This is a genomic window from Nocardioides convexus, assembly GCF_011090295.1.
The window spans coordinates 398,770-413,313 of sequence record NZ_JAAMYA010000001.1; the positions used below are offsets into that span (position 1 = coordinate 398,770).

The window sequence follows — 14,544 nt, forward strand, 5'->3', positions numbered from 1 at the left end:
CCCTGCGGGAAGAAATGAGGTGCGCCGGCGGGGGAGCGGCGCCTACCGTTCTCGGCGCGAGGTCAGCGGCCACTCCGGCGTACCGGCGGCGGTTCCGCGTGTTGTCCCCCGCTTCGCCGGCACGTGCCTGCAAAGCACTCGGGTTCGACTCCCGTCTCCCTGAGGCGGTGGGCGACGGCCACCACCCCGCGCCGCGCCCTGCGGCGGTCCCGGTCCGTACGACGGTCGCGCTGGAGCGCCTTGACGGCCAGCCGACCGTGGTGCTCCCGGCGGGCCGGCATGCCGCGCGCCCGCGGGCGTCGTACGAGATCGTGGACCTGCGCGAGCAGACTCACCGCCCTCGCTCCGCAGGAGGTGCCGACCGACGACGGGCTGAGCGTGAAGATCTCGGCCACGGTGCGCTGGCGGGTCGCCGACCCGGTCTCCTACGCCGAGGTCGCGACGGACGCCGTCGCCGTGGTGTACCTCGCCGTGCAGGTCGCCGTGCGCGAGACTCGCGGCCGGCCTCGCCGCCGAGGACGTCGCCACCGCGGTCCGTGCCGAGGGCACCGACCGGCTGCTCGCGGACGTGCGTGCCGAGGGTGCCCGGGTCGGCATGGAGGTGCTGGCCATGGACGTCAAGGACGTGCTGCTGCCGTTCGAGCCTGCGCCAGGCGCGCGCGGACCTGGTCGTGGCCCGGCACCGGGCGCAGGTGAAGCCTGGAGGAGGCACGCGCCGAGACGGCCGCGCTCCGCTCGCTCGCCAACGGCGCGAAGCCTGCTGGCCGACAACCCGGCGCTGGCCCGGCTGCGGCTGGTCCAGGCCCTGCCGCACGGTACGACGCTCGAGCCTGCGGACCGACGACTAGCCGCTCGTGGCGGTCGAGCCGGTGGGGCCGGGCTGGCAGCGGGGACACCAGTAGGTGGTCCGCTCCCGCCCGGCCTCGCCCACCTCGCCGGCGAGGATCGTGGTGCCGCAGCGGCGGCAGGGCTGGCGCTGGCGCCGGAAGACGTAGACCGGGTTGCGCCGGTCGCCGGTGGTGACCGGGCGCCCGGTACGCATCGCCGACTGGAGCATCTGGCGGGCCCGGTTGAGGAACCGGGCGGGGTCGCGGACCTGGGACACCGGGCCGACCGGGCACACGCCGTGGACGAAGCAGGCTCTCGGCGAGCCAGATGGTGCCGATCCCGGCCACCACGGTCTGGTCGAGCAGCGCCTCGCCGAGCACCCGGTCCGGCCGCGCGGTCAGCCGGGCGACGGCCTCGTCGCGCTCGGCGTCGGTCCACGGCCCGAGCAGGTCCGGCCCGAGGTGGCCGATGACCGCCGGCTCCTCGGCGGTCGGGAACAGACTCGACCAGGCCCAGCCGCAGTCCGACTGCGACGACCCGGTCGGTGGTGAGCACCACCCGGGCGTCCGCGGCCGGCCCCGGCCAGCGCTCGCCGGGCGCGACGGTGCGCCAGCCTGCCCTCCATCTTGAGGTGGGTGTGCAGGGTCAACCGGGTCCCGTCGGCGGTCACCAGCCGGGTCAGCAGGTGCTTGCCATGGGTCGCGGTGGGCTGGACGGTCGCGCCGGCCAGGTCGGTGGGCGCCAGCCTGGGGCACCCGGAAGTCCGAGCGCACCAGCACCTGCCCGGCCAGGGCCCGGTCCAACCGGTCGCCCGTACGGCGGACGGCGTCTCCCTCAGGCACGAGACACCGGCTGTCCGTGACGCGAGCGGCGCCCGACGGGTGTGATCGCAAGGCGCGAGCGCGCCCGCCGAAGGCTGCGCGGCAGCGGAGAGCCGGTGGATCGTGTCTCATGCACGGATGCGCAACCCCCGCGGTGTCGCCACGAAGCCGGCTCCCGCGAGCGCCTCCCGCAGCGGGCTCCCGCTGCCGAGGAGTGCCGCGCCGTCGGCCTTCTCCACGGTGAGCCTGGCCGAGCGTGCCGCGCCGGACGGCGGTGGACAGCGCCTCGGCCGCGGGCGCGAGCAGGGCTGGCTCCTCGCTCCAGGTGAGCAGCGTTCGGCCGCCGCGCTCGACGTACAGCACCAACGCACCGTCGACCAGCACGACCAGCGCGCCGGCCTTGCGGCCTGGTCGGTGGCCGGCGCTCTCGTCCTCGCCGCGGGCGGCCTGCGGCCAGGGGAGCGCCGCGCCGAACGGGTTCGCCGGGTCGGTCGCGGCCAGGGCGACGGCAACCGGCTTGTCCTCCAGGCCGGTCGGCACGAAGGTGCGCAGCCGGTCGACGGCGCCGGCGGTGCCGAACTGGGCGGCACCGAGCCCCTCGACGAAGTAGCCCCGGCGGCAGCGGCCGGACTCCTCGAACGCGCTGAGGACCTTGTAGACCGCCGCGAAGCCGCCGGGCACCCGCTCGTTGACGACCGCCCCCCGGGTCACCACGCCGTGCCGCTCCAGCAAGCTTGCTCGGCGAAGGCGTGCGCCCGGCGGGTCGGGTCGCGGTCGATCGCGGGCAGCAGTGCCCAACGCCCGGCGGTCTCGGGTGGTCCGGTGCGAGCGACCCGGCCGGGCCGGGCAGGGGCGCGACGGGTGCGGTGGGCGCCGCGGCCGCTGCGGGTCAGCGCCCGCACGGGCGTGAGGGTGTCGTTGGTGAGGTGGCCGGACCAGACCAGGCCCCACAGCGCCGCACTCAGGGCGTCGTCGAGCGGTGCGTGGTCACCGGCCTCGACGCAGGCGCGAGCCACCTGGTCGGCGACCTGGCGGAAGAACCACGCCCCGCCCGGGCTCAGCACGTCGAGCACCCGCTGCTGCAGCGGGTCCTCGACCGCCCCCGGCTCGGGCAGGGTGAGGTGCGCCTGGTCGGCCAGGTGCAGCGAGATCCAGCCGTCGCTGCCGGGCAGGGCGCCGTGCCCGGCCCAGAGCACCTCGCCGGTCGCGGTGAGTCTCGTCGAGCAGGGCCGGCTCGTAGTCGCGCACCCGCGCCGGCAGGATCAGCGACTCCAGCCCGCTGGCGGGCACCGGCGCACCGGCGAGCCTGCTCCACGGTGCGCAGCAGGCCGTCCGCACCGCGCGGTCCCCGGGCGGTGGTGATCTCGTGCCAGGCGGCGGTGAACCGGGCCAGCGTGGCGGGCTCGACGGGCTCGATCTCGTGGCGCAGCCTGGCCAGCGAGCGGCGCCGCAGCCGGCGCAGCACCTCGACGTCGCACCACTCCTCGCCCGCGCCGACCGGCCGGAACTCACCCGACAGGACGCGGCCCTGGGCCTCCAGCCGCTGCAGGGTGTGCCGGACGACGGCGACGCCGAGGCCCAGCCGGGCGGCGACCTGGTCGGGGGTGAACGGCCCGTGGGTGCGGGCGTAGCGCCCGACGAGGTCCGAGAGCGGGTCCTCGACCGGCTCGGCGAAGGCGGCGGGGGTGCCGGGCGGGACGGGGACACCGAGGCCGTCGCGCAGCCGGGCGACGTCCTCGACGGCGGCCCACGCCTCGCCGTAGGCCATCCGGACCGGGACCACCCGGCGGGTGCCGACCAGGTCGGCCAGCCACTCCGCGACCGGCGCCTCCTCGCGGGCGCGGGCGGTGACCTCGGCCTCGGTGAGCGGGCCGAGCAGCCGGAGCAGGTCGGCCACGCCCTCGGCGTCGCGGGCACGGCGGTCCGGGATCGTCCGCTGCAGGCTCTGCCTCGAGCCTCGGCCAGCACGTCGGGGTCGAGCAGGCTCGCGCAGGCTCCGCCCGGCCGAGCAGGCTCCGCGAGCAGGCCCTGGTCGAGGGTGAGTGCGGCGGCCCGGCGCTCGGCGAGCGGCGAGTCGCCCTCGTAGACGAACTGGGCGACGTAGCCGAACATCAACGTCCGCGCGTACGGCGAGGGTTGGTTCGTCTCGACCTCGGTGACCGTGACCTCGCGCTGCTCGACCCGGCGCAGCAGCGTGGTCAGGCCCGGCAGGTCGTAGACGTCGTTGAGCACCTCGCGGACCGTCTCCAGCACGATCGGGAACGACGGGTAGCGGCTCGCCACCTCCAGGAGAGCCGCTGCCCGCTGCCGCTGCTGCCACAGCGGTGAGCGCCGGCCGGGGTCGCGCCGGGGGAGCAGCAGCGCCCGGGCCGCGCACTCGCGGAAGCGGGCGGCGAAGAGCGCGGAGCCACCGACCTCGCGGGTCACGACCTCCTCGATCTCGTCCGGCTCGAAGGCGATCAGGTCGGCACCGGGCGGCTCGGCGTCGGTGTCGGGGATCCGGATCACGATCCCGTCGTCGGAGGCCATCGCCTGGCCGTCCACGCCGAAGCGCTCGCGCAGCCGGGCGTTGATCGCCAGCGCCCAGGGCGCGTGCACGGCGGTGCCGTAGGGCGAGTGCACGGCGATGCGCCAGTCGCCGAGTCTCGTCACGGAAGCGCTCGACCAGGACCGTGTTGTCACTGGGCAGGACCCGGGTGGACTCGACCTGCTCGCGCAGGTAGGTCACCAGGTTGCTCGCGGCATTGGTGTCGAGCCCGATCTCGCGGGCCCGGGCCTCGGCCTTCTTGTCCGGGAGCGCAGCGAGCTCGCGGGTGAACGCGCCGATCGCCTCCCCGAGCTCGGTCGGGCGCCCGGCGGTGTCGCCCTTCCAGAACGGCAGCCGGCCAGGCACGCCCGGCGCGGGGGTGACGATGACCTGGTCGCGGGTGATGTCCTCGATCCGCCAGACTCGTCGCGCCCAGCGCGAAGACGTCGCCGACCCGGCTCTCGTAGACCATCTCCTCGTCGAGTCTCACCGACCCGGCGCCCGTCGCCCGAGCCGGCGAGGAACACGCCGTAGAGACCGCGGTCGGGAATCGTGCCGCCGCTGGTGACCGCGAGCCGCTGGGCACCGGGCCGGCCGCTGATCCGCCCGGTCACCCGGTCCCAGGTGACCCGGGGGCGCAGACTCGGCGAACTCGTCGCTGGGGTAGCGGCCGGCGAGCAGTTCGAGCACCGCGTCGTACGCCGAGCGGGGGAGGTGGGCGTAGGGCGCGGCCCGCCGCACCACGTCGTAGAGACTCGTCGACGTCCCACTCCTCGACGGCCGTGGCGGCGACGACCTGTTGGGCCAGCACGTCGAGCGGGTTGGCCGGGACCGTGAGCTCCTCGATGCCACCGGTGCGCATCCGGGCGACGGCCACGGCGGCCGGGGCGAGGTCGCCGCGGTGCTGGGGGAAGAAGATCCCGCGCGAGGTCTCGCCGACCTGGTGACCCGCGCGGCCGACCCGCTGCAGGGCGCTGGCGACGCTGGGAGGCGAGGCGATCTGCAGGACCAGGTCGACGGCGCCCATGTCGATCCCGAGCTCGAGGCTGCTCGTGGCGACCACGGCGGGCAGCCGGCCGGCCTTGAGGTCGTCCTCGACGATCGCCCGCTGCTCCTTGGAGACCGATCCGTGGTGGGTGCGGGCGAGCACCGGCGCCGCGCCGGCGGACGCCCCCGACTGCGCCATGATCTGGGCGGGTGGCTCGAGACCCTCGGCGGACTGCTCGGCGGCGATCTCGTTGAGCCGGGCCGTCAGCCGCTCGGCCGTGCGACGGCCGTTGGTGAACACGATCGTCGAGTCTGTGCTCCTCGATCAGCCTCGGCCACCCGCTGCTCGACGTGCGGCCAGATGCTCGCCCGCGCGGGCGGCGCGGTGGGATCCTCGTCGTCCACGACCTGGCCCAGGCTCGGTCATGTCCTCGACCGGGACCTCGACCCGAAGGTCCCACTCCTTGTGCGCCGGGGGCGCGACGATCTCGACCGGCGCGGACCCGCCGAGGAAGCGGGCCACCTCCTCGGTCGGGCGCACCGTCGCGGACAGCCCGATCCGCTGCGCCGGCGTGGCGAGCAGCGCGTCGAGCCGCTCCAGGCTGACCGCCAGGTGCGCTCCGCGCTTGGTGCCGGCCACCGCGTGCACCTCGTCGAGGATCACCGTCTCGATGCCGCGCAGCGTCTCCCGCGCCTGGCTGGTGAGGATGAGGAACAGCGACTCCGGCGTCGTGATCAGCACGTCGGGCGGCTTGGTCGCGAGCTTGCGCCGGTCGCCCGCAGCCGTGTCGCCGGAGCGGATGCCGACGGTGACCTCGGGCAGGCCGGTCGCGCCGAGCCGCTCCGCGGTCTGCCGGATGCCGGTCAGCGGGGCGCGCAGGTTGCGCTCGACGTCGACCGCGAGCGCCTTGAGCGGGGAGACGTAGAGCACCCGGGTGCGGTGCTTCTTGTCGGCCGGGGGTGGTGTCGTCAGCAACCGGTCGATGCCGGCCAGGAAGGCGCTCAGCGTCTTGCCCGAGCCCGTCGGCGCGACGACCAGGGTGTGCCGCCCGCGGCCGATGGCGTCCCAGGCGCCGGCCTGGGCAGCGGTCGGCTCGGCGAAGGCCGCCCGGAACCAGGTCCGGGTCGGCTCGCTGAACGCGGCAAGCGGGTCTTCGGTCACGACAGCCATCCTTCCGCAGACCTCCGACACAAGCCCCACAATGGTGCGGTGAGCAGGCGGAGGAGGGCGTGGCAGGCGGCAGCCGCGGGTGTTGTGGCCCTGCTTCTCGTCGTCCTGCTCGCCTGGTGGCTGGGCCGGGACGAGGACCCGCCACCGGCCGCCGCACCGGACCCCGTCCCGACGCTCACCCCGGCGCCGAGCCCGACGCCGCGAGCCGACCCGTGCGCCGGGCAGGCACGCCGCGGGTTCGTGCCGACGAGCATCACCCTCCCCGGCGTCGTACGACGCGCGGAGGTCCGGGCTCTGCCTCGTGACGCCGCGGGCGTGGTCGGTGTCCCGCCCGTCGCCGACAAGCAGGTCTTCGCCTGGGACCTCGGCGGCGTCGAGCCCGGGTCCCGGCAGGGCCACGTCCTGCTCAACACCCACACCTGGCCGGACGGCTCGGCGATGGGCAACACCCTGCTCGACCGGCTCCGGGTCGGTGCCGAGTCTGCGGCTCGCCCGGCCCGGGAGGATCGCGTGCTACCGGGTGGCCAAGCGGGTGGAGGTGCGCGTCGAGGACGGGTACCCGGGCTGGAGCGCCGCGGACGGTGCGCCCCAGGTCGTCATCGTGGTCTGCTCCGGCCAGCGGCTCGGACCGGGGCGGTGGACGCACCGGACGCTGTGGTTCGCAGATCCGGTGGGCGCCGTACCCAACCCGGTGCCGGCCTCGTGACATCTGAGGGGGTGGAAGGAGGCGACGATGACCTTCGAGGAGTACGTCACCGCCCGCTGGGCGGCGCTCTACCGGACCGCCCACCTGCTCACCGGTGACCCCGCAGCCGCCGAGGACCTGCTGCAGTCGACCCTGTTGAAGGTGATGGCCCAGTGGGCGCGGGTACGACGCGCCGACGCCCCCGACGCCTACGTCCGCAAGATGCTGCTCAACGAGCCTGCTGGGCGAGCGCCGCAAGCGCGGCCGTCGCGCCGGCAAGCAGCACCTCGTCGCGGTCCCACCGCCCGGCGCCGATCCCGCCACCGACACCGCGACCCGGTTGGACCTGTGGCAGCGGGTCCAGGCGTTGCCGCCGCGCCAGCGGGCGGTCCTGGTCCTGCGCTACTACGAGGACCTGTCCGAGGCGGAGATCGCCGCCGTGCTCGGCGTCTCGCCGGGGACCGTGAAGTCACAGGCGTCCGCCGCGCTCCGCGCGCTGCGCTCCGCCCAGGCTCTCCGAGCAGTCGAACGAGGAGGTGTCGTGATGACCGAGCAGATCGAGCGGGAGCTCGCCGAGATGTTCGCGACCCGTGCCGAGCAGGCCGACGTGCCGCCCGTGCCGGCCGGCCTCCTCGAGGCCGAGCCGCCGCGGCCCTGGCGCCGGCGAGCGGTCGTGGCGGGCCTCGTCGCGGCGGCGGTGGCCGCGATCGCCGTTCCGGTCGGCCTGGCGCAGCGCGGCCACGACCCCGCCCCGCCGGTGCAGCGGCCCGAGAAGCCGCACGGCCCGGAGGTTCCCTACCTCCTCGACGGTGAGCCTGCACGTCGGGAGCCGGACGCTGCCGACCCGCGGCAACCGAACTCGTCGTGGCCGGAGCGCAGGTGCTCGTCGCCCGTGCCGAGGCCAGCGGAGACGCGATCACCTGGCAGCGGTTGGCGGGCGACCGGCTGGAGGCGCTGCCCTACCTGGACGGCGCGTGGAGCGCCCAGGTGTCGTACGACGGCACCCGGGTCGCCGCACCGGTGACCACCGGCGCCACGGCCTCGCTGCGGCTGTGGGACACCGCCAGCGGGGAGGTCCTCGACACGGTGCCGCTGTCGCGCCGCCCCGCCGCGGAGGACCCGTGGCTGTGGGGCTTCGACGACCAGGGCCGGCTGTACTGGCAGGACGGTGCCACGCAGCGGATGCGCACCGTCGCCGGCGCCGAGGTGACCATCCGCACGGGGGAGCGGCACTTCGGCGCCCTCGCACCCGGTGGGATCGTCCTCGTCGACGGTTTCAGGCTCGCGCACGGCCGAGTTCGCCACCGTTGCGGACGACGGCTCGGTCGCGAAGGCCGGCGATGTCCCCGTGAGCGCGATCGCCCGGTGGCGTGACCGCGACACGGTGGCCTACCAGCAGACTCGCCTCGGGCCTGGTCGACGTCTACGAGGTCTCCTCGGGCAAGCAGGTGCCGATCGACGTGGGCGCGGGCGTGCCCGGCACCCCGCTGGGGTGGAGCGGCGAGGAGCCTGGTCGTGCTGGCCCAGGCGCCCGACGCCCAGCGGGTCGTCGCCGTCGACCCCGCGACGGGGAAGCAGCGGGTGCTCCTGCGACTCAGGTGGGACGAGGAACCGGTGTTCCCGACCTTCACCGGCACCGGGGCGATGTGACCTAGGGAGCCACCTCGGCCGGGGCCTGCGCGCCCCGGCCGTTGGCGGCGTCCGGGACGTGCCGTTCCAGCACCAGCGCCATCCCGGCGATGGCGGCACAGCCGACCACCATCACCCCGATGTAGACCGAGCCCAGGCCGTGGTCGAGCAGGAAGCCCGCCACGACCGGCCCGGCGATCGCGCCGCCCTGGAAGGCGGCGGCGTTGATCGCGTTGTAGCGCCCGCGCGTGTGGTCGGCGGCGAGGTCGTTGCTCATCGCCGGGACGGTCGGTTGCAGCAGGGTCTCGCCGAGCGCGAAGACCGCCATGAAGGCGAGCACCGCGGTGATCGCCACCCCACCGCCCGGTACGCCGCCGGCCAGCCCCAGCAGCCCCCACGCGACCGCCCAGATCGCCGCCATCACGATCATCACCCGGGTGCGCAGCCGGCCCTTGATCTTGGACAGGACGGAGAACTGGAGCACCACGATCACGGCGGTGTTGACCGCGAAGGCCAGCCCGATCGTGCGGGTGGAGACCTCGCCGGCCTGCCGCGCGAAGCCGGGGAAGCCTGCCTCCAGGCTGGCCGTAGCCGAGGAACATCGCGACGAAGGTGAGCGCCGTCAGCCAGCGCACCGCGGGCCGGCGCAGGATCGCCAGGTAGCTCGACCTCGCTGTCGGCGCCCTCCTCCGGCGCCGCCGCGCGCCCGTGCACGTGCCGGAGCGGGCCGAGCAGCAGCGCCATCGGCACGAGACCGGTGAGGGCGTCGGCGAGGAAGATGCCGGTGAAGGTGCTCGGCCGGCCGACGTCGGCGAAGAGCCCGCCGACGATGCCGCCCACGCCGATGCCGAGGTTGACCAGGGCGAAGTTGATGCCGAAGTACTGCTGGCGCAGGTCACCGGAGACGACCGCCGCGATCAGGGCGTTGAACGCCGGCCAGGACACCCCGAAGTTGAAGCCGATCAGCACCAGGCCCAGCGCCGCGACCAGGGGAGTGGTGGCGAAGGCGAGGACCACGTTGCCGACCACCATCGCGGAGATGCCGGTGAGCAGGATCGTGCGGGCGCCGTAGCGGTCGGTGAGGACGCCGCCCGGGCCGGTCACCAGCAGGCCGGTGATCGCGATCAGCGCCATCAGGGTGCCGGAGAGGCCGAGGTCGAAGCCACGCACCTCGTGCAGGTAGATCAGCGTGAAGGGCAGCGTCAGGCCGCGACCGAGGGTCTGGATCGCGACGGTCGACAGCAGCCAGCGCCCCTCGGCGGGCAGTCTGCGCCCAGAAGGACCTCACCTGGCCGGCTTGGCCGGCAGGCTCGCGGCGTACGACGCACCACGCCGCACCCACGTCGCCAGGGCCGTGTCGTCGGCGAGGTCGTCGAGGTCGACGCGCAGCCAGCCGCCCATCGAGCGCCCGCGCATCTCCATCGGGTACGCCGCCGTGGTGGCTACCAGGCTCCTCGCCCTCGGCCGGGTCGATGCGCACCATCAGCCCGCCCTGGCCGCTCGCCGCGACGGCCATGTTGCCGCCGACGAGGAACGCCAGCCCGCCGAACATCTTCTTCTCGCCGACCTCGTGCCCGGCCACGGCGGGCTCGTCCACGAGGAGGTCACGCAGCCGCTGGGCCAGCCCTTCGTCGTACGCCATGGCAGCAGGTTAGGCGCGCCTGCCGACAACGGTGGAGGGGGCGCCAGTGAGCCGACGACCGCACGACCCGCACCTGCGCGGCGAAGATGTCCCGCGGCAGCCCTGCCCGCACCCCGGCTGGCGGGGCGCCGCGCACTAGGACGACGGCTGCCAGGCCGGGTCCCGGCCGATGAAGCCGACGAGGCGGTCCTGGACGTCGGCGTCCTCGGCGACGGGCACGCGCGGCCCGTACTGCCCGCTCTGGCGCAGCATCTCGTCGAGCGGCTGCATGCCCTCGAACATCATCTGGCAGCGCTCGGGGTCGAGGCGGTCGTCCTGACCGGTCGCCCGGGCGAGGTCCCAGGTGTGCAGGAAGACGTCGCCGGTGTAGAACTGCGCGATCGCCTGGGGGAGCGGCGACTGCGGCAGCCGGGGGTGGGCGAAGGCGATCTCCGCGTTGGCCGGGTCGTCGAGGAGGGCCTGCACCGCGGTCGTGTGCTGCTCCCACGCGCCGACCGGGGCGTCGTCGACGGAGGGGACCGCCGGCAGACGCAGGTCGGAGCCGTCGGCGAGGAACGCCGGGAACCACTCCACCAGGTGGCGCACGACGTCCCGCGCCCGCCAGTCCGGGACCGGGCTCGGCACGTCCCAGTCGCGGACACCGCGGACCCGGTCGGTGAAGGTGCCCGCGATCGTGCGGTGCTCCTCGGCGGGGCTCATGCCTGCGCCTCGGCGAGGCCGGCGAGCACGCGGTCCAGGGCGGCGTACCCCTCACGGATGCCGACCTCCATGCCGCTGGCCAGCATGCCGGCGCGGGACTCGAAGTCGTAGACGATGGAGAGAGCCTCCATGCGGGAGCGCCCACCCGGCAGGTCGGTGAAGACCAGGGTGTCCAGGCTGACGGCGTCCGGCATCTCCTCGAAGCCGAAGGTCTGCACGATCTTCTCGTTCTCGTTCACGCGGTGGACCGCGCCGTAGAAGTGGGCGACCGGCTCGCCGGCCCGGGTCGCGGTGTAGCGGTACTCGCCGCCGGTGCGGATGTCCCAGACGTCGATGTCGGTGTCGATGGAGTCCGGCCCGAGCCACTGCCTCACGAGGTCGGGCTCGACGTGCGCGCGGAACACCAGGCTCGCGCGGGGCGTCGAACTCGCGCACGATCCGCACGGTGGGGACGTCCGGGTCCGCCTCGATGCGGACCTCGGGGGTGGTGCTCGTGGTCATCCTGCTGCTCCTTCGGCTCGCTGCTGCTCGGTGTCGGTGGCGGGGGAGTCCTGGCCCTGCATCCGGGCGAGGACCTGGTCGAGGCGGCCGAAGCGCTCCTCGGCCTGCCGCTGGTACCTCTCGATCCACTTCCTCATCAGGTCGAACACCTCCGCGTCCAGGTGCACCGGCCGCCGCTGCGCGTCCTTGCTGCGCCGCACCAGCCCGGCCTCCTCGAGCACCTTGAGGTGCTTGGAGACGGCCTGGAGCGACACGTCGTACGGCGCTGCCAGGCTCGCTCACCGTCGCATCGCCCGTCGCGAGGCGGGCCACCATGTCGCGCCGGGTCGGGTCGGCGAGGGCGCCGAAGACCCGGGAGAGCCGGTCGTCGTGGTCAACCATGTGGTTGAGCAAACACCCGTGCCCGCTCTTTGTCAACCACCTGGTTGACGACAGGGAGTGGTGCGCGGCCGGTCAGCCGCGGGCCATCGGCGGCTGGACCAGGCGGGCCGGGCCGCGCTTGTAGAGCAGCGCCGGACGGCCGCCCGCGCCGGTCGCCTCGCCCCGGTCGTCGGTCGGGACGACGAAGCCCTCGGTGCCGAGCACCTTGCGGCGGAAGTTGCCGAGGTCGGGCGGGGAGCCCCAGACGGCGGCGTAGACGCGCCGGAGCTCGGGGAGGGTGAACGGCTCGGCGACGAACTCGGTGGCCAACGTGGTGTACTCCAGCCTTCGCCCGCACCCGTTCGCGGGCGTCGACCAGGATCTGGTGGTGGTCGAAGGCGAGCGCCGGCCCGTCGGCGTCCTCGAGCAGGTCGTCCACCGCCCACCAGCGCGCATCGGCGGCGTCCGTGCCGGCCTGCGGCTCGGGCAGGTCCGGGGCGAGGGCGACATGGGCGACGGAGACCACCCGCATCCGGGGGTCGCGGTCGGGGGCGGAGTAGGTGCGCAAGCTTGTTCGAGGTGTCCGGGAAAGCGCTCGACGCCGGTCTCCTCGCGCAGGCTCGCGCCACGCCGCCTGCTCGGCGTCCTCCTCGGGCCCGACGAAGCCACCGGGCAGGGCCCACGAGCCGGCGTACGGCTCCTCGCCGCGCTCGACGAGCAGGACGGCAAGAGCGCCGTCGCGGATGGTGAAGATCGCCAGGTCGACCGCGACCGCGAACGGGGGGTGCGCCGCGCTCATGCCGTCACCTCCACGCCCGCGCTCGCGAGCTCGGCGAGCGCCGCCTCCGATGAATCGGGTGCCACGCCCGCGTGGAGCCCGCCGAGGAGACGGACGGCGAAGCCCGACCTCCGGGCGTCCAGCGCGGTGGCGCGCACGCAGTAGTCGGTGGCAATGCCGGTGACGTCGACCTCGGTGACCCCCGCCTCGCGGAGCACGTCCGCCAGCCGCTCGCCGGCGTCGGTGACGCCCTCGAAGGCGGAGTAGGCCGGCGCGCCCATGCCCTTGACGACGTGGTGCGTCACGGCGCCGGTCTCCAGGCTCGGGCGCGTAGTCCGAGCCCGGCTGGCCCTGCACGCAGTGCACCGGCCAGGTGGTGACGTAGTCGGGGTCCTCGCCGGGTGCGTGGAAGTGCCCGCCGTTGCTGTCGTCGGCGTGGTGCCAGTCGCGGGAGGCGGCGACCACGGCGTACTCGGACGCGTGCTCCGCGAGGTGGGCAGTGATCCGGCCGGCGACGGCGCGGCCTCCGGTGACACCGAGCGATCCGCCCTCGACGAAGTCGTTCTGCACGTCGACGACGATCAGGGCGCGGGTGGCTTCTCTGGTCATTTGGTGCTGTCCTCTCGAAGGCTGGCGGTCAGGTACGACGCTCCCGCGGCCACGCCGCGGGCGTCGGCCGGGAGGGTGGCGAGGGTGGTGGCGGCGAAGTCGCGCACCTCGGTCAGGCTCGGGCGGTGCACGACCTCGCCCTTGCGGATCAGCGGCACCTGCACGGGGCGCGCGTCCGGGTCCGGGGGCGAGGCGTCCTGGGTGGTGAAGAACTCCGCGGTGAGCACGTCGTCGGCGTAGGTCCGGTAGGGGCGCTTGCGCCCGCCGACGGATGCCTTGTCCTGGGACTTCTTCGCGACCGGGCGCAGCGGGGCGCCGTCGCCGTCGGCGATCGCGACCGACCTTGTAGACCATGCTGGCCGTGGGGTGCCCGGACCCGGTGGCGACGCGGGTCCCGACGCCGTAGCCGTCGATGGGGGCGTCGGCGAGCGCGGCGATCACGAACTCATCGAGGTCGCTGGTCACCACGATCCGGGTGCCGGTGGCGCCGAGCGAGTCGAGCAGCACCCGCGCCTTGTGCGACTCCTCGGCCAGGTCGCCGGAGTCGATGCGGACCGCGCCGAGACCGGTGCCGGCGACCTCGACCGCCGTACGGATGCCCTGGGCGATGTCGTAGGTGTCCACGAGCAGGGTGGTACCCACGCCCAGCGCCTCCACCTGGCTGCGGAAGGCGTCGGCCTCGGTGGCGTGGGCGAGGGTGAAGGCGTGCGCCGCGGTCCCGGCGGTCGGTACGCCGAACTGCCGCCCCGCTGCCAGGTTGGAGGAGGTCGCGAAGCCGGCGACGTAGGCCGCCCGGGCGGTCGCGACCGCCGCCTGCTCGTGCGTGCGGCGCCCGCCCATCTCGATGATCGGCCGGCCCTGCGCGGCGTCGACCATCCGGGCGGCCGCGCTGGCGATGGCGGTGTCGTGGTTGAGGATGCTCAGCACGATGGTCTCCAGCAGCAGGCACTCGCCGAGCGTGCCGGTGACGGTGAGGACCGGGCTGCCGGGGAAGTAGAGGTCGCCCTCGCGGTAGCCGTCGACGTCGCCGGCGAAGCGGAACTCCCGCAGCCAGGCGGCGGTCTGCTCGCCGACGACGCCCTCGGCCTCCAGCCACGCGACCTCGTCGGCGTCGAACGTGAACGCCTCGATAGCGGCGAGCAGCCGGCCCAGCCCGCCGAGCATCCCGTAACGCCGGCCCTCGGGCAGCCGCCGGGCGAACGCCTCGAAGACCGCGGGCCGGTCGGCGCTGCCGTCGCGCACGAACGAGTCGAGCATGGTCAGGCTCGTAGCGGTCGGTCAGCAGTCCGGTCCGGTCCATCATGACT

18 protein-coding genes and 3 pseudogenes are annotated in these 14,544 nt (G+C 74.6%); 5 read left to right on the forward strand and 16 right to left on the reverse strand.

Features of this window, described 5'->3' with window-relative positions; all coding sequences use genetic code 11:
• The first annotated feature begins 279 nt into the window (after nucleotides 1-279).
• Complete coding sequence (locus G5V59_RS35540; RefSeq protein WP_341350826.1) at nucleotides 280-696, forward strand: SPFH domain-containing protein; 417 nt, start codon at nucleotides 280-282, stop codon at nucleotides 694-696.
• Here the strand turns inward: G5V59_RS35540 and G5V59_RS35545 are convergent.
• Genes G5V59_RS35545 through G5V59_RS02960 form a run of 7 tightly spaced genes read right to left on the reverse strand, consistent with a single transcriptional unit; the run spans nucleotide 618 to nucleotide 6,325 of the window.
• A complete protein-coding gene (locus G5V59_RS35545; protein ID WP_341350827.1) occupies nucleotides 618-2,363 on the reverse strand; it encodes a hypothetical protein in 1,746 nt (581 codons plus the stop codon). The two genes, G5V59_RS35540 and G5V59_RS35545, sit on opposite strands and share 79 nt — an antisense overlap.
• Nucleotides 2,357-2,722, reverse strand: a complete 366-nt coding sequence (locus tag G5V59_RS02935) for a hypothetical protein (RefSeq protein ID WP_278260266.1) — start codon at nucleotides 2,720-2,722, stop codon at nucleotides 2,357-2,359. The genes G5V59_RS35545 and G5V59_RS02935 overlap by 7 nt, the downstream gene beginning before the upstream one ends.
• The gene (locus G5V59_RS02940; protein ID WP_341350828.1) at nucleotides 2,637-4,331 is read right to left on the reverse strand and encodes a hypothetical protein; all 1,695 of its coding nucleotides are present in this window, start codon (nucleotides 4,329-4,331) and stop codon (nucleotides 2,637-2,639) included. Before G5V59_RS02940 ends, G5V59_RS02935 begins: the two co-directional genes overlap by 86 nt.
• Complete coding sequence (locus G5V59_RS02945) at nucleotides 4,328-4,666, reverse strand: hypothetical protein (protein WP_278255532.1); 339 nt, start codon at nucleotides 4,664-4,666, stop codon at nucleotides 4,328-4,330. The genes G5V59_RS02940 and G5V59_RS02945 overlap by 4 nt, the downstream gene beginning before the upstream one ends.
• On the reverse strand, nucleotides 4,663-4,866 hold the full coding sequence (locus G5V59_RS02950; protein WP_278260267.1) for a hypothetical protein: 204 nt from the start codon (nucleotides 4,864-4,866) through the stop codon (nucleotides 4,663-4,665). The genes G5V59_RS02945 and G5V59_RS02950 overlap by 4 nt, the downstream gene beginning before the upstream one ends.
• Nucleotides 4,787-5,464, reverse strand: coding sequence for a helicase-related protein (locus tag G5V59_RS02955; RefSeq protein WP_278255533.1), 678 nt, complete (start codon nucleotides 5,462-5,464; stop codon nucleotides 4,787-4,789). Before G5V59_RS02955 ends, G5V59_RS02950 begins: the two co-directional genes overlap by 80 nt.
• 24 nt (nucleotides 5,465-5,488) lie before the next feature.
• Nucleotides 5,489-6,325, reverse strand: coding sequence for a DEAD/DEAH box helicase (locus G5V59_RS02960; RefSeq protein WP_278255534.1), 837 nt, complete (start codon nucleotides 6,323-6,325; stop codon nucleotides 5,489-5,491).
• Nucleotides 6,326-6,373: 48 nt separating this feature from the next.
• Here G5V59_RS02960 and G5V59_RS02965 point away from each other — a divergent pair, with 48 nt between their 5' ends.
• The 4 genes and pseudogenes from G5V59_RS02965 (at nucleotide 6,374) to G5V59_RS02980 (ending at nucleotide 8,674) form a co-directional block, all read left to right on the forward strand.
• Nucleotides 6,374-7,138 carry a hypothetical protein gene (locus G5V59_RS02965; RefSeq protein WP_278255535.1) on the forward strand — a complete coding sequence of 255 codons (765 nt, stop codon included), beginning with the start codon at nucleotides 6,374-6,376 and terminating at the stop codon, nucleotides 7,136-7,138.
• A gap of 122 nt (nucleotides 7,139-7,260) precedes the next feature.
• A pseudogene (locus G5V59_RS02970) lies at nucleotides 7,261-7,464 on the forward strand (sigma factor-like helix-turn-helix DNA-binding protein); the annotation flags it as partial.
• A gap of 434 nt (nucleotides 7,465-7,898) precedes the next feature.
• Nucleotides 7,899-8,393 (forward strand): hypothetical protein, encoded by a 495-nt coding sequence (locus G5V59_RS02975; RefSeq protein WP_278255536.1) that lies wholly within the window; start codon nucleotides 7,899-7,901, stop codon nucleotides 8,391-8,393.
• Nucleotides 8,390-8,674 (forward strand): hypothetical protein, encoded by a 285-nt coding sequence (locus tag G5V59_RS02980; RefSeq protein ID WP_278255537.1) that lies wholly within the window; start codon nucleotides 8,390-8,392, stop codon nucleotides 8,672-8,674. Before G5V59_RS02975 ends, G5V59_RS02980 begins: the two co-directional genes overlap by 4 nt.
• On the opposite strand, the gene G5V59_RS02985 is transcribed toward G5V59_RS02980, so the two are convergent.
• From G5V59_RS02985 to pncB, 9 genes and pseudogenes are all read right to left on the reverse strand, one after another.
• Entirely contained in the window at nucleotides 8,671-9,141 is a 471-nt protein-coding gene (locus G5V59_RS02985) for an MFS transporter (RefSeq protein WP_278255538.1), read from the reverse strand. The two genes, G5V59_RS02980 and G5V59_RS02985, sit on opposite strands and share 4 nt — an antisense overlap.
• Nucleotides 9,138-9,914, reverse strand: coding sequence for an MFS transporter (locus G5V59_RS02990; protein WP_341351120.1), 777 nt, complete (start codon nucleotides 9,912-9,914; stop codon nucleotides 9,138-9,140). The genes G5V59_RS02985 and G5V59_RS02990 overlap by 4 nt, the downstream gene beginning before the upstream one ends.
• A gap of 511 nt (nucleotides 9,915-10,425) precedes the next feature.
• Nucleotides 10,426-10,989 (reverse strand): TIGR03086 family metal-binding protein, encoded by a 564-nt coding sequence (locus tag G5V59_RS02995; protein ID WP_278255539.1) that lies wholly within the window; start codon nucleotides 10,987-10,989, stop codon nucleotides 10,426-10,428.
• Complete coding sequence (locus G5V59_RS03000; RefSeq protein ID WP_278255540.1) at nucleotides 10,986-11,363, reverse strand: SRPBCC domain-containing protein; 378 nt, start codon at nucleotides 11,361-11,363, stop codon at nucleotides 10,986-10,988. Before G5V59_RS03000 ends, G5V59_RS02995 begins: the two co-directional genes overlap by 4 nt.
• 123 nt (nucleotides 11,364-11,486) lie before the next feature.
• On the reverse strand, nucleotides 11,487-11,744 hold the full coding sequence (locus tag G5V59_RS03005; protein WP_278255541.1) for a hypothetical protein: 258 nt from the start codon (nucleotides 11,742-11,744) through the stop codon (nucleotides 11,487-11,489).
• Between the two features lie 199 nt (nucleotides 11,745-11,943).
• Nucleotides 11,944-12,360: a hypothetical protein gene (locus G5V59_RS03010; RefSeq protein WP_341351121.1), complete on the reverse strand. Its 417-nt coding sequence runs from the start codon at nucleotides 12,358-12,360 to the stop codon at nucleotides 11,944-11,946.
• Nucleotides 12,329-12,649 (reverse strand): annotated as a pseudogene (locus G5V59_RS03015) (NUDIX domain-containing protein); the annotation flags it as partial. The gene G5V59_RS03010 and the pseudogene G5V59_RS03015, both read right to left, overlap by 32 nt.
• Nucleotides 12,646-12,909 carry an isochorismatase family protein gene (locus G5V59_RS03020; RefSeq protein WP_278259603.1) on the reverse strand — a complete coding sequence of 88 codons (264 nt, stop codon included), beginning with the start codon at nucleotides 12,907-12,909 and terminating at the stop codon, nucleotides 12,646-12,648. The pseudogene G5V59_RS03015 and the gene G5V59_RS03020, both read right to left, overlap by 4 nt.
• 670 nt (nucleotides 12,910-13,579) lie before the next feature.
• Nucleotides 13,580-14,494: pseudogene (pncB, locus tag G5V59_RS03025) on the reverse strand (nicotinate phosphoribosyltransferase); the annotation flags it as partial.
• Nucleotides 14,495-14,544: the final 50 nt, after the last annotated feature.

Bases quoted from the DNA above. Each gene is read 5' to 3' on its own strand.
- G5V59_RS35540 (WP_341350826.1), top strand. From the start codon at position 280: ATGCCGCGCGCCCGCGGGCGTCGTACGAGATCGTGGACCTGCGCGAGC.
- G5V59_RS02995 (WP_278255539.1), bottom strand. From the start codon at position 10,989: ATGAGCCCCGCCGAGGAGCACCGCACGATCGCGGGCACCTTCACCGAC.
- G5V59_RS03010 (WP_341351121.1), bottom strand. From the start codon at position 12,360: ATGTCGCCCTCGCCCCGGACCTGCCCGAGCCGCAGGCCGGCACGGACG.
- G5V59_RS03020 (WP_278259603.1), bottom strand. From the start codon at position 12,909: ATGGGCGCGCCGGCCTACTCCGCCTTCGAGGGCGTCACCGACGCCGGC.